Source organism: Shewanella sp. SM71, assembly GCF_025653905.1.
GTDB lineage: Bacteria > Pseudomonadota > Gammaproteobacteria > Enterobacterales > Shewanellaceae > Shewanella > Shewanella oncorhynchi.
Map to the genome: position 1 here is coordinate 20,974 of NZ_JAKKRW010000020.1, position 13,145 is coordinate 34,118.

Annotated in this window: 15 protein-coding genes; 1 reads left to right on the forward strand and 14 read right to left on the reverse strand. The window is 46.5% G+C overall.

Annotated elements, in window-relative coordinates; genetic code table 11:
- Positions 1-2: 2 nt before the first annotated feature.
- The 5 genes from L5L97_RS17775 to L5L97_RS17795 form a co-directional block, all read right to left on the reverse strand.
- Complete coding sequence (locus L5L97_RS17775; RefSeq protein ID WP_263147043.1) at positions 3-653, reverse strand: phage tail protein; 651 nt, start codon at positions 651-653, stop codon at positions 3-5.
- Positions 654-878: 225 nt separating this feature from the next.
- The gene (locus tag L5L97_RS17780) at positions 879-1,376 is read right to left on the reverse strand and encodes a GNAT family N-acetyltransferase (RefSeq protein ID WP_263164026.1); all 498 of its coding nucleotides are present in this window, start codon (positions 1,374-1,376) and stop codon (positions 879-881) included.
- On the reverse strand, positions 1,373-2,533 hold the full coding sequence (locus tag L5L97_RS17785) for a hypothetical protein (RefSeq protein ID WP_263164029.1): 1,161 nt from the start codon (positions 2,531-2,533) through the stop codon (positions 1,373-1,375). Before L5L97_RS17785 ends, L5L97_RS17780 begins: the two co-directional genes overlap by 4 nt.
- Positions 2,533-4,578 (reverse strand): phytanoyl-CoA dioxygenase family protein, encoded by a 2,046-nt coding sequence (locus L5L97_RS17790; RefSeq protein ID WP_263183171.1) that lies wholly within the window; start codon positions 4,576-4,578, stop codon positions 2,533-2,535. The genes L5L97_RS17785 and L5L97_RS17790 overlap by 1 nt, the downstream gene beginning before the upstream one ends.
- Entirely contained in the window at positions 4,556-5,143 is a 588-nt protein-coding gene (locus L5L97_RS17795) for an aspartyl/asparaginyl beta-hydroxylase domain-containing protein (protein ID WP_173242591.1), read from the reverse strand. The genes L5L97_RS17790 and L5L97_RS17795 overlap by 23 nt, the downstream gene beginning before the upstream one ends.
- 160 nt (positions 5,144-5,303) lie before the next feature.
- On the opposite strand from L5L97_RS17795, the gene yrfG reads away from it, so the two are divergent.
- Positions 5,304-5,966, forward strand: a complete 663-nt coding sequence (gene yrfG / locus L5L97_RS17800; RefSeq protein ID WP_263147052.1) for a GMP/IMP nucleotidase — start codon at positions 5,304-5,306, stop codon at positions 5,964-5,966.
- A 143-nt stretch (positions 5,967-6,109) separates the two neighbouring features.
- On the opposite strand, the gene L5L97_RS17805 is transcribed toward yrfG, so the two are convergent.
- The 9 genes from L5L97_RS17805 to gspF form a co-directional block, all read right to left on the reverse strand.
- The gene (locus tag L5L97_RS17805) at positions 6,110-6,871 is read right to left on the reverse strand and encodes a type II secretion system protein N (protein WP_263183173.1); all 762 of its coding nucleotides are present in this window, start codon (positions 6,869-6,871) and stop codon (positions 6,110-6,112) included.
- A 14-nt stretch (positions 6,872-6,885) separates the two neighbouring features.
- Positions 6,886-7,362, reverse strand: a complete 477-nt coding sequence (locus L5L97_RS17810; RefSeq protein ID WP_105251002.1) for a type II secretion system protein M — start codon at positions 7,360-7,362, stop codon at positions 6,886-6,888.
- A gap of 1 nt (position 7,363) precedes the next feature.
- Entirely contained in the window at positions 7,364-8,551 is a 1,188-nt protein-coding gene (gene gspL / locus L5L97_RS17815) for a type II secretion system protein GspL (RefSeq protein WP_263183176.1), read from the reverse strand.
- A gap of 183 nt (positions 8,552-8,734) precedes the next feature.
- The gene (gene gspK, locus L5L97_RS17820) at positions 8,735-9,733 is read right to left on the reverse strand and encodes a type II secretion system minor pseudopilin GspK (RefSeq protein ID WP_263147059.1); all 999 of its coding nucleotides are present in this window, start codon (positions 9,731-9,733) and stop codon (positions 8,735-8,737) included.
- On the reverse strand, positions 9,730-10,512 hold the full coding sequence (gene gspJ, locus L5L97_RS17825; RefSeq protein WP_105250999.1) for a type II secretion system minor pseudopilin GspJ: 783 nt from the start codon (positions 10,510-10,512) through the stop codon (positions 9,730-9,732). The genes gspK and gspJ overlap by 4 nt, the downstream gene beginning before the upstream one ends.
- Positions 10,493-10,861 (reverse strand): type II secretion system minor pseudopilin GspI, encoded by a 369-nt coding sequence (gene gspI, locus L5L97_RS17830; RefSeq protein ID WP_105250998.1) that lies wholly within the window; start codon positions 10,859-10,861, stop codon positions 10,493-10,495. Before gspI ends, gspJ begins: the two co-directional genes overlap by 20 nt.
- A complete protein-coding gene (gspH, locus tag L5L97_RS17835) occupies positions 10,848-11,423 on the reverse strand; it encodes a type II secretion system minor pseudopilin GspH (RefSeq protein WP_263183238.1) in 576 nt (191 codons plus the stop codon). Before gspH ends, gspI begins: the two co-directional genes overlap by 14 nt.
- A gap of 1 nt (position 11,424) precedes the next feature.
- The gene (gene gspG, locus L5L97_RS17840) at positions 11,425-11,859 is read right to left on the reverse strand and encodes a type II secretion system major pseudopilin GspG (protein ID WP_105250996.1); all 435 of its coding nucleotides are present in this window, start codon (positions 11,857-11,859) and stop codon (positions 11,425-11,427) included.
- 62 nt (positions 11,860-11,921) lie between these two features.
- Entirely contained in the window at positions 11,922-13,145 is a 1,224-nt protein-coding gene (gene gspF / locus L5L97_RS17845) for a type II secretion system inner membrane protein GspF (protein WP_105250995.1), read from the reverse strand.

Sequence of the window (13,145 nt, forward strand, 5' to 3'; positions counted from 1 at the left end):
ACTTAATTACGCGATGGGAATATCCCCTCAACCGCAATAATGAAGCTAACACCCAAATAAGGCTGAGCGATTGAAAAGGGAAGACCGTTACCTGTTGCGCCCACAGTAACCGTACCTGCTGGCGTTACAGTACCACCGCCATGAACTCCACCCAAGCTACCTGTAGCACCACTTGCCGGCGCAGTGCTGGTAAATAGCCCATGGAAATCAACAGTATCACCAAGGTTGGTGGCGGCGGTTACGGCAGTTAGATAAGTGGTTGAACCATTGGTGGGATTAGCTAATGCGTTTGCGGATGATGTGCCCACATCAATCGTCGGGGCACCAACCTGGCTGGCACTTCCCTGGAAAACTGCCGAGTGGTTGTGAGTCGGCAACTGGTTGATGGTGAGCGTAGTAGAGGGAGTACCTGCAACTTCTCCCAGAACAACCGCAGGAAGACCAGGCCCTTGCCCTTGCCCTGTCGGCACACGGCCACGTAGATCCGGTAACCCAAAAGTCGCTTGACCATCACCACCATAGGTAGTGCCCAGAATTGCAAAAAGCGCAGAATTTTGCGAAATGGACAGTAATTGCCCATTGCAAAAGGCCCAACCACGGGGAGCGAAATTACCAGCGAACATAGAAATTTGACCGATAAATGGATCTGACATTGTTTTTCTCCTTAAAATCACGATTTTGTCTGTTTAACGTTTTTCAACAATTTAAATACTCACGACATTTAATCGACAGCGAGTTCCTTTAGCTGATTTCAACATCACACGATAAAAGGACTATCTAGATAACATAAACCAAAAATAAAACAAGTTAATTACAATTAAACATACATTAAAAATTGATAAACACAATTGGGTAAAAAAAAATCAATATAGATACTTTCACTTCACTCCACCCCATAGCATCAACTCGTGAGTGTCAGAACAACTCTGGAGCTCAAACCCATACTGTAGATAAAGCTTTTTAGCTTGAGTATTTTCGCTCTCCACAGATAAACCAACAAGCAAATGGCGTTTCAGCGCTTCTTGCTTAATGGCCTCTAAAATGACCGAGCCAAAACCTTGTCCTCTCATGCCAGGTATAATAATTAAATCAACAATATGGATTTTATACTCACTGATATCGAGCATCACTTTCCCTACGGCTTGCTGGTGATAAAACAAGATATAAGTGTTGGCATTTGGATATTGTTCCCGATAAGAGGCCTCCTGCAGTCGATATTGTTGCTCCAGCATGGTTTCAACGACTTCACAGGACAAACCAAGTTCATAAAAGAACGTTTTTGTGGAATAAAAAAGCTGCGCCATAAATAAGCTATCGTTTGTATTAGCGGCTTTAACACTCAAGCCTATTGGTAGATTTAACTCACCTAGCATCATGCCTTTTTATCCCAATATAAACGCTGTAAAAGTTGGTTATAGATCATTAATAATTGCTGCCACGATGGGCTTTGAAATTCACGGAGTGGGACGAGCTCATTTGACACAACAGGTGTAAATAGTTGCCCCTGCTGTTTCGCATCAAAACACCAATGGTTTTGCCAGCGCTCAATCTCACCTTCAGATAATGGCCATCCTAAGATGGTAGAGAATGTTGTGGGTTTAAAATCTTTTAATTGATGATAATCAAGTAGAATAGCTCGAGATGATTGGTATAAAGCGGCAGATAATTGCGCAAAATGCTGTAAGACGGTGGTACGAAATTCATCTAAGCTAGGCTCAGTATCCGTATTTTTCATCTGTTGAGTATGCAGTTCAGTTGGAAGTAAACTTTTCCCTCCAGCCATATGTCTCCCAGCAACTCGTTGATGAGAAAACATAATATGCTTAGGATTGCGTATCAAGCATAACACTCGGCTCTTAGGGTAAAGTTCGAGTAACATGGGCCAGCAGGCCAGATCCCATGCATTCCACTTGATCACTAACTCACGCTCTCCCAGCCTCAATCGCCCCTGTAGTCTTAAGCATAAATCGACGAGCTGAGGTTTTAGTTCCAAAGGCCAATGGTCATCATGCATAACATCGCTGCATAGCATAGGTTCAGAGAGCACTCGGCAAGTTTCTAGCAGAGCAAAGCTGCTCGACACTAGTGTCGAACCACAACGGGACCAATGAAAAATCATCAAACTTGGATTTACGATAGGCAAACTTTCGCGTTGGGATAATAGGGGTTCGAGCAAAGTTTTAGGTTGGATAAAACTGGCGAGCAAACAACGACGAGCATCACTGATATCATCCTCTAAGAAGGGTTTAGATAACCTATGAAATGCCGGAACCCAACTCACCGTTTTATGTTGTGAGTGATAACGACAAGGGAACCAGGCTTGACTGAAGCGATCTAAATCTGGAATAAAGCTATCTTGCTGCAAAGCAATAAATGCGAGCATGTGTTCCAAACTAAGCTCTGGCCAAGCAAGAAAATCCGTCATCAGCGCAATAAAATGCTCAACATCATTCGCTTGATGCAGTAAAAACAATGAATCTGGTTGATGCAACAATTGCCAATAGCGTTGCTGTTGTTCTTTAAAATCAATCATTAGGAAGCCATAGGGTAAAAGTTAATGTATTGCACCATACGCGGTAACGTCCCACGATTAGGACTGGCGCCGTGGGGCAAGGCATGGTGCCAAATGATTAAATCGCCCGCTTTAGCCGCTATAGGTTTTACTTGCCAGCGATGCCAATCCTGTTGCTGAAGCTCAATATCAGGCTTGTTCTGTTCGAGAAGCCACTCCTCTATCTTGAGATGAAATCCGGGGACACAACAGAATGCGCCTTGTTCCTCGCCAGTGTCGGTTAAATAAATTAACCCTTGCGTCGCAAACTTAACGGGGAGCTGTAGCGGCATATCCCAGTGCATATCAGGACCGGGGAAATGCCAAGTTGGCGTTTCAGGTGGATTAAAGCTGACTCTATCGGTTGTCATGACTAAATCAGTTCGCTGCCACAACTGTTCAAACACTTGACGGATTTTGGGGACTTGTCGATTCGCGTCCAGTTGCGGATGGCGAAACAGTTGCAGCATAATTTTCTGCATAAAATCATGAGGTTGATACCAAGTGGTGGGATCTTGTTCATTGGCTCCTAACTGCTGCCAAATAAAATCTCGTGTTGCGGCGCATTGCTCTGCCGTGAGTACTTGCGGGATCACTAAGTAGCCTTCATTTTGCCAAAAATTAAGTTGTGACTCGCTAAGTACTGCCGCCGGATTTGAGTCTTCAACCTCTGTAGAATTTAAGTCTTCGACTTCTGGTACTGTGACCGATGGCATTAATCCATGGGAAATAGCGCCTAATTGCTGATTAATCCCAGCAATATCCGCGGCTGTCAGCTTGGCGATTTGCTGAATGTAAGCAACAAAAGCTGACTGATGATCGTTTTGATATAAAGCTCTTAGACCCGGCTCGAGCCCTATTCCACAAAGATCCAGCAAGGTTTTATCTAAGTGCCATTCATTAGCCGGTTCAGTGAATGGCACTCCCCGTTTGCGTAGCTGTATCTTTTGCCAAAGCCGCTGCAAATGATAAATGCCTAAGCAGCTCAGATCGTCACTCGACACAAGCACAGGTTTTTGCTCTATAACATCAAACACAAAATCGGGATGAGTACCCTGCTCATATCGAAAAGCAAGGCATGAGAGCGGCTTAAGCCAATGTTCACGTCGATATCGAGGTAACGTGAGTTGAGATTGGTTTTCGCTCAGCGTGGAATTACCATAGACTTGAATGGAAGTCGTGAACTTAAGCGTTACCGCACTCGGGCTGAAATCGGGGAGCAGTAAAGTACCAGCCAAGAAGCTACGGTCTCCACTGGCAAGTAAGCGCGCTGTTTGTAGGTTGAGCGCGAATAACGGTCCTAAATAATGCGTCTCCACAAAATCCTGCACAGTACGACACTCAAGCCAAGCGTCTAACTCAATATTTTGCGGGATGAGCACACCATCATCGGCAAGATACGCCTGTAAATGGGTAAAAATTTGCACTTGCGGCTCCTGTTGCAACAAGTGCTTCATGGTTTCGGAAAGAATCACATCAAACTTTACGACTGTATTTGGCTGCCAAAGCGTGGCATCCGCACAGACACGCTCCACCACACGATCAGCCAAATCAAAGCGTTCAATAAGCTTAGTGACTTTATCTAACGAGGCTTGATGAATGTCGAGCAAGGTCACTTGAATTTGACTCGCAGAAAATAACGGCAGCAGAGGTAATAATAACCAAGCAAAAGGTCCAGTCCCCGCATATAGGATGTTCACAATCTGCCCGGGATGAGCCTTTAGACGATCTTGTATTGCTTGATAAATCCCTTGTATAAAGACTCGGCCCCGCTCGGGATCTTCGGCACACTGCGCCGCGGTAGTGAGTGACACCGCCTTACCAAAAGGCGTATGGCTCGCCTCAGTATCCAAAAAAGACTCGGGGTGTAACTCCACTGCCGCTATTTGGCATAACTGCTTCAACATGGGATCGATGAGCCGTTTAGACTCCCCTGCTGAGGTTGACAGTAGTAGCGCATTAGCAAAATGCGTTAATACAGCTACATCCAAACTATGCCCTAATTCAAGCTCTGATTTTTGCAGCATCGATTAACTCCCTTAACCAAGTATTGACCTCGCAATCAATCACTAAATTGATCCGCGCATCCTGCCCTTTATTTTCAACCCAATGGACTTGGTCGGCATTGATATACCAAAGCTCTCCGGCCTGCATGGGTACACGTTTATCGTCCACGTAAAAGTTGAGTTGCTCATTCGTTTGCAGTGGCAAATGCAGTCTTGCTTCGCCTTGTTCTAGGCAGAGTCCTTGATCTCTATGGGGTTTGATTTCTGCCCCCGCATGTAAGCGCATCAAACGCACGGATTTCACTGGGCAGGCTAAAGATTGCAGAAAATGGCATAACGCAGGGCTCGATTCGAGTTGAGGCAAATCTTGCCAGTGCTGACCGGTAGAAATTGAGAAGGCTTGCAAGATAGGATGAGCACCGCGATACTCTGCTGCACAGCGTAAGACGAGAACATCCCAACCACCCATATAATCACGCTGATTTACATGGGGTAACCAGTCTTGTTGCAGCAAAGCATTCAACTCTTGCTGTAAACTAAGGGGGTTTGAAACTTGAGCTAATAGGGCAAAAGAACAGATATCCATATCCAACCGCTTAATTTTCAGACTAAAAATAATTAATCATCCAAGACTAGCACAAAGATTTGAGCATACAAGTGACTCGAATCATCGTCATCACTGAGTATTACGCAGTGCAACAATCAATGCTAAGCGTGATTCAGTTTTGCAAAAATAGGAAATACCCATGTTTAACTGGAAGACTATCGATACGGTTCTGCTCGATATGGATGGCACCCTATTGGATTTGCACTTCGACAATCATTTTTGGCTGAATTTAGTACCGCAGGAATTGAGTCGACAACAAGGTGTGAGCCACAACGAAGCGCAGCAATTAGTTGTGAATGCCTATGAGAAAGTCGTAGGCACACTCGATTGGTACTGTCTCGATTATTGGCAGGAGCAACTGCAGCTCGACATTATGGGCTTGCACCGCACTTTAGTGGATCGTATTCAACTGCGCCAAGACAGCATGCCATTTTTAACGGCCTTGGCCTCTGCGGGTAAACGGCGCATCTTAGTGACCAATGCGCATCCCAAGAGTCTTGCCTTAAAGCTTGAACATACCGAGCTGGCCGCAGGGCTCGATGCCATGATCTCCAGCCACGAGACAGGTTACCCTAAGGAACACCCACAATTCTGGCTCACCTTGTTTGAAAAGTTTCAACTTGAGCCAAGTCGCTGTCTCTTTATCGACGACAGCGAAGCCATACTCAAGGCCGCTAAACTTGCTGGCGTGGGCCATCAATTGGGGATTGCTAACCCAGACAGTAAAAAACCAATCAAAGTCTTTCACGATTTCCCCGCGATTACCGACTATCACTCACTACTGACTGATCTAACGCGATAAAAAAGACTATAAAAAAGGCACCTAAGGTGCCTTCGTTTCTATTCATCGCATTGTTTTATGATCGGACATTTAATGCAACTCTCGCATTACGGCCTTCACATCTGAGCACTCACATTAAGTTTAAGTGCTCATCTAAAACAGCGCTATAACCCAGGGATCCGCCCCTGATATACCACAGGGAAATAGCCATCCGCACCACGCTTACCTAAAATATTCAGCGACTCACGCATATCTTCTGGTTGCTCTGCCGTTTCTTTAATCTTAGCCTCAACCTTCACCATATTACCTTCATCTAACTGTAAGGTACCAACAATACCAAGCTGGTTCTTGGCTTCATCTGTGGCTAATTGCGCTTTGCCATCAACGCAACTAAGGCCGAGTTCGATATTGCCTAGTGGATAGTTGCCAAACTGGTTTTTAACATTGGTTTGATTCAAAAACAGCTTACCAGACAGCTGCTCGCACCAAGGCTTACCTTGCTCTAACGTCTCGACTAATAGGCTAACTTCACCGGATATTTCGGTTTTAAAAGGCAGTTTTGCATTGCCGAGTAAAAAGCTATCTGGCGCTTCGAAACGTAAACCCTGCGCACTTAAGCCTCCCATAGACCAAGAAATTAATCCCTTAGCACTGACAGGTGTTGCGCGGCTGCCCACTTGAAAATCCACTTTCACTTTACCTAAAAATAGCGCCCAAGGACTCAGATCCCAACGCACTTGCTCTACCTGGCGCTGCGGCATACTTAAGGTTTCTATGCTGCCAGACCAAATACTGCCACTCACACCCGAAACACTGATATTCGCGGGCAATAGGGCTAATGCTATCGCAATCTTAGCGGGGAATAGAACGACTAAAAATATTAAATAAATCAGTACGCCTATGATGACTTTTTTTATCAAACTCACAGCTACACCTTAATTTATTGCGCTAATTGGATACGTCTCACTTTGACATAGCCAGGTACATCGGCCTCAGCCAAATCAACACTTTCGAGTGAAAGTCCTTTCTTCTGTACTAACTCACTCAAATAACCTAACAAGGCATCAAAAGGAACATCGTCCATCCACACTTGGATCTTATCGCCTTGGGGCTGCATGCGAGTAATCACTAACCCATAATTGCCCGCAGTTTGATTAACCACTGAGCTTAAACTGCCCGACGTAGTCGGCTTAGCACCGTTCTGCTTAAGACTCGCTATTTTATTCGCCGTTTGTTTTACATAGTTCAACGTCTGTTGCTGTGCATTGAGGTTACGTAATGCATCGGCTTCAGCATTGGCAATCGGCGTCCAAACACCCCAATAAAAAATACCTATAACTAAGAATACCGAGCAAAAGCCCACTAATTGCTGCTCGCGCGATGCGAGCCCTTGCCACCAAGTCCGCAAATTATCCATCTTATTTGCTCCTCAAGGTTAAGGTACTGGTGACTTGCTCTTCACCGCTATTCATAGTGCCGCCATCGAGTTGAAAACGACGACCGACAATCTCTTTAAACTTCTCGATCTGCGCGTAATTTTTCGCACTCACTTGCATGCGGATCTCGTTACGCGCGCTTTCGAATCTTAAGCTATTAGGTTTAAGTTCAGGCACTTGCTTAAAGGCATCCTGTAAACCATCGAGCATGGCAAAAAACTCCGCACCACTACCCTGTCCCTGCAATGCACGTAACTGACTTTCCATCTGCGAACGTAGGTTAACAATGCGCGAATTTCCCGGGATCACTTGCTGATAAATGGATTCACTCTGGGCTTTAAGATCGGCAACCTGACCATTGACTTGATGTATAGTCAGCCCTTTATTCACTAAGGCCAGCACACAAGCGATGGCGATAACGATGGCAGCGCTCTTCCACATCATCAACTGTTTGCTGTATTCACGCTTCGGCGTGTAAACGCCGCTCAGTAAATTCACTGGCGCATGCAAAATACCACGGGCTAACACTAACATAGGTAGCTCAAGTGACTGCGGCTTAAGCTCAACACCTTCGAGTTGCATATCGGTATAACTGGCGACAGACACTTCGCCCTGTGCAGGCCTAAGTTGCTCCAGCGCAATCGGTAACCAAGGCAAAGGTAAACTCTGGCCTGTGGCGAATCCGGTACGCAGTAATAGTTCATTACCAAAATTCATTGCCGCCCATTGGCACTCTTGCAATGGTAAGGCTAAGCAGTCGGGTACGATGCGCTTCACCTTTAAACCCGCTTCGGTCAAACAACTCAGCCAAGTCTGCATTTGCTCATGGGCCACGGCGACCACGCTTAAGGCATCACCGTCACGTGGACCAACAGTAAAATGCATGGCATCGACATCATCGGCTAAGGCTTCTTCGAGCATAAAAGGCAAGGCTTTCAAGGCTTGGCGTTGGCCTTTTTCGGGCAAATGCACACTAGTGAGTGTCATTGCCGCGGCGGGCACTAACACATCGACGGGACGATTGCCCGCACGCTCGGTTAAGGTCGACAAACCTTGGGCATTGGCGAGCTCACCAGAGGCGATAATTTCCTGTTCTTGCTCCGACCAAACGAGCCAAGAGCACGCTTGCTCTGCTGTTCTGCCTAAGCGAATAAATAGCCGTTCACTCACAGTTTTTCTCCACCAGTCCCAGTCAAGAAAGCGTGACTGAGCTCGTTGCTATTATTTTTGTCCACCAGATTCTGCCGGGTGAGCACTTCCATTATTTTTGGCCACCAACATCAAACCCTGCCGGGTGAGCACTGCCATTATTTTTGTCCACCAACATCAAACACTGACGGGTGAGCACTGCCATTATTTTTGGCCACCAAACTGACGGGTGAGCACTTCCATTTTATTGCCGCCGCTCTTTTTGAGCACACTTTCCATTCTAAATACGGCGTTATCAACCTTCGCCCCCGAGGCCAATAAAAAATATTGGCTATCGATGACAAAGCTCGACTTCATGGCACCTTCCCACTTGATCGATCCCATGGATGAGCTTTCATAAAAATCATCTATCTTGGCAAAGCCATCACCGGGGCGTTGGTTGATGATACTTTCTGCTTCGCCTACCGAAATCTGATTTTCGAGCATGCCAGCTAACAGTGCCGCTTGCTCGACTTCCAAGGTATTCACATTCAGTAATTGCCTGTCATTGCCTGGGATAACGCATACATAGGGCAAGAGTTTCAAATAGATATCTTGGGTGTATCCCATCACTGCCCGTAATTCACTGCGATGATTCATCAGCGTATTGGCCGCACGGTAAGGCACATTTCGCGCTTCGTATTCCGCATCTTCGGCACCATAAGGGCTAGCAGTGGTGTCTTCGTCGATATAATCTTTTAAGGTCTGGGTCAGACGGTCCGCACTAAAGTCGTCCATCCCTAAACTCACCAACAAGGCCTTATATTGCTTCGCCGCCAGCGGCAGCTTAGGTTGACTGTTTTCCACCTCTTTCGTGGTCACAGACAAGGCATTTAAGTTAAAACAGGCGCGCATATCAGTGATCTTGCCAGCAATTTCACCGTATTCCGCCGGAAACACAACATCGGCCATGGCCCAATATTGTTGCCTGTGGACCCGACCTTCCGAGTCGTCTAAATCTTGTTTTAAAATCTTCTTCGCCAGTTCTTCGGCAGAAATAGCATACCAATAGGCTTGATCGTACTGGGCCAAGTTCAACGTTCGACGCATGGATAACTGATTACGGCCAGTGATATTTGTCGCGATGATCACCACCATGGCAACTATCAAGAGCACAACTATCAGTGCGACACCGCGCTGTTTAGACCGATATTGGGTTCTCATTCGCGACCCTCGTCTTCAGGGTCACCATCACCTGGATCACCAGAACCGTCACCAGGATCGTTCCCCGAGCCATCATCGACTCCATCTCCATCTTTGTCTTTATCTTTGTTCGTATCGTCAGGATTTTCGTCTTTATTATCGTCATCCTTAGACTTTTCTGGTGCAACAGCACCCAGCGGCAACAAGAACTTACGTTGGATCTTGCCTAAACCTTCAATCTCAATCTCCATGGCGATCGCTTTAGGCAACTTAGTCGCCTCGACTTTACGCTCCCACTTGTCTTCCATGAAGAAGGAATATTCCACCGACAGCACTTTGTCGATAATCACTGTCTTAATCGGCTCGGCGCCAAATTCAGGCTCAGGATAAGGAAAATACCAACGTTCCAGCCGCCCTTCATGCACCACATACGCCACCGACTGTAAGCTGCCTCGCGGTAATAAACCGTCGGGATTTAACCAGCCTAAGCGGTAAAACACTAAGGCTTCTGATTCCGAATCTAAGATATCATTGCCCGTTTGGAAGACGGTCGAACCTCGACCACCTTCGAGTAATCTTGGCGTGCGCGCCACCATTTGCGCGAGATCACGCTCAATCGCACCAAAGCCTTGTTGTAGAGCTTTAAGCCGAGTTGAAAAAGCGCGCGTCACTTCATCGTTAGTCAGCACTGTGCTGAGTACCGCATTAGAAGCCAAACCTATCATGGCGAAAATCGCGATGGCGATCAGCATTTCCAACAGGGTGAATCCCCGCTGCGCACTAGTTAGTTTTAAGGACATAACTGCTCACTTGTGCGGCAATACGCTGATATCGTTCGTCTTCACTCACACTAATGCGGATCATACGAAAATTATCGTCCGTCGTTTTCACCACTTCTTTACGCCAATACCAATCCTTTCCTGCGAGCTCAACTTGACCTTCTTTTTTACCGATTTCAGGAAACTGTGGATCAAGTCTGGCATCGACCATCTGATTATCAGCCACCCACTGTGCCAAAGTGCGCGATTCCAGAATCGGCATGTTTGCCATCTGCTCGCCCAAACTTTTAGTGATAGACACGGCCGCAATCGAAAATACGGCAAGGGCCACAATCACTTCGAGTAGGGTCATGCCCTTAACGCGTTTCATCGGGGCGCCCTATGGTTAATCTGCCCAGCGCATCACCGATCACTAACGTTTCGGCCTGCTGGCCTTTGTTAGTTTTAGCGATAAACGTCAGCTCAAAAGCGCTCATTTCACCGCTCGGGAATAGCATGACCTGTGGCTCAGGGTGTTTCTTCTTATCATCGGCAGAGGGTTCAATCAGCGGTTCTTCAAACCAAGAATCGTCTTTCTCATCCTCTTGTACCAAAGGTAAACCATCGAGCACTAAGTTCAGCTCAACCCCTTGCTCCATTTGCTTTTCAGATAAGAGTCTGTCTTTATCCAAAGGCTCCCACTTACCTTCTTTATAAAAAACAAACTGATAACTAGTTTTCTCAATCACAATACCAATAAACTGGCCACTTAAAACAGTTTCATCAAGCACCATTTCAGTGGCCGCAATAAACTGCCGCGCCGTTCTATCTAAGGCCTGTTGCGGCCCAGAATTGCCGATAGACATAGTCACGGCCGCAGCCGTGAGCCCCATCAACAAAATCACTAGCATCACCTCCATTAAGGTGAAACCAGCGTGACGCAGCTTTAGCATCTTATTGGAAATTCTGTAAATTCCAGTTACCGATGTCATCTTCGGTACCTGGTTGACCATCGGGGCCTGCACTGAAAATATCTAACTTGCCGTTTTCGCCAGGGCTTAACAACAGGTAGTTATTGCGCCATGGATCTTCTGGCAAACGTTTTACATAACCATCTTCACGGTAGTTACGTGGCTCAGGCGAAATCGTAGGCTTTTGCACTAATGCTTCTAAGCCTTGTTCGGTCGATGGATAGACACCGTTATCTAACTTATACATATCTAAGGCATTTTCGAGTGCAACTATGTCAGACACGGCTTTTTGTTGGTCAGCCTTATCTTTGTTACCCATCAAGTTAGGCACAACCATAGAGGCTAAAATCCCTAAAATCACGATAACAACCATCACTTCGAGTAAGGTAAAACCTTGATGTTTCTTGTTCATTTGCATCGACTACTTCTCCTAAAAAATCCTATGCCAATCGACTTGGTCATAATCCATAAATTCAAAAATTAACCGCTAATCAAGTTATTCAAGGCTAAAATTGGCTGCAAAATTGCCATCACGATAAAGAGCACAACACACGCCATACTGACCACCAGCATAGGCTCGAATACACCCAATGCTATGTTGACGTTACCTTCGAATTCCCTGTCTTGGTTATCGGCGGCCCGCTCTAACATCTGCTCAAGTTGACCACTCTTCTCGCCCGACGCAATCATGTATAACATCATAGCCGGAAACAACTTAGTATTAGTCAACGCTGCACCTAAGCTAGTTCCTTCCCGCACGCGTGCGGTCGCATCGTCAACTGCGGCGCGCACTCGCATATTCTGCAACACTTCACTGGCGATACGCATACCATCGAGCAAAGGCACTGAACTGGCGGATAAGATACTTAACGTCCGCGCAAAACGCGCCGTATTTAATCCCTTACTCACGCGGCCAACAACCGGCATGCTCAATAAAAAATTATCGTACTTCATCCGAAACGCAGGTGACTTTAACATGCGCCGAAAGAGTGCGAACAGCAGCACTAAGGCGATGACCACAAACACACCATAGTTTTGAACAAAGTCAGAGGCCGAGATCAAAAATCGGGTCGAGGCGGGAAGCTCCGCGCCCATGTGCTCAAACTGTCCGACCACTTTAGGCACAACCGCAGCTAGCAGGATTGAAATCACCCCTATCGCCACTGTGGTCAAAACCGCGGGATAAATCATGGCTTGGGTCAGCTTAGATTTAAGCTGTTGGCGTCGCTCTGTGTAATCTGCTAACCGATTAAGCACCACTTCTAAGTGACCGGACTTTTCACCCGAGGCCACCATGGCACGGTATAAATCATCGAAAATATGCGGAAATTCAGCCAAGGAATCGGCCAGACTATAACCTTCCACCACCCGAGAACGTACCGCCATGATCATGCTCGCGAGACGATCTTTCTCGCACTGCTGACCAACGGCTTTAAGGGATTCTTCAATCGGTAAACCCGCGGCCACTAAGGTCGCAATTTGGCGGGTGATCAAAGCTAATTCAGCAACTGAAATGCCACGTTTGAAAAACGAAAAACTGCTGCTCTTAGCTTTGGCTTCTTTTTCAGTAACAGGCAGTATTTCCAAGGGCATCATGCGCTGATCGCGCAGTTGGCTGCGGGCATGTCTGGCGGTATCCGCCTCAATCACGCCCTTAAGCTGCTTTCCCTTGGCATCCAGTGCCTTATATTCAAATGCTGGCAT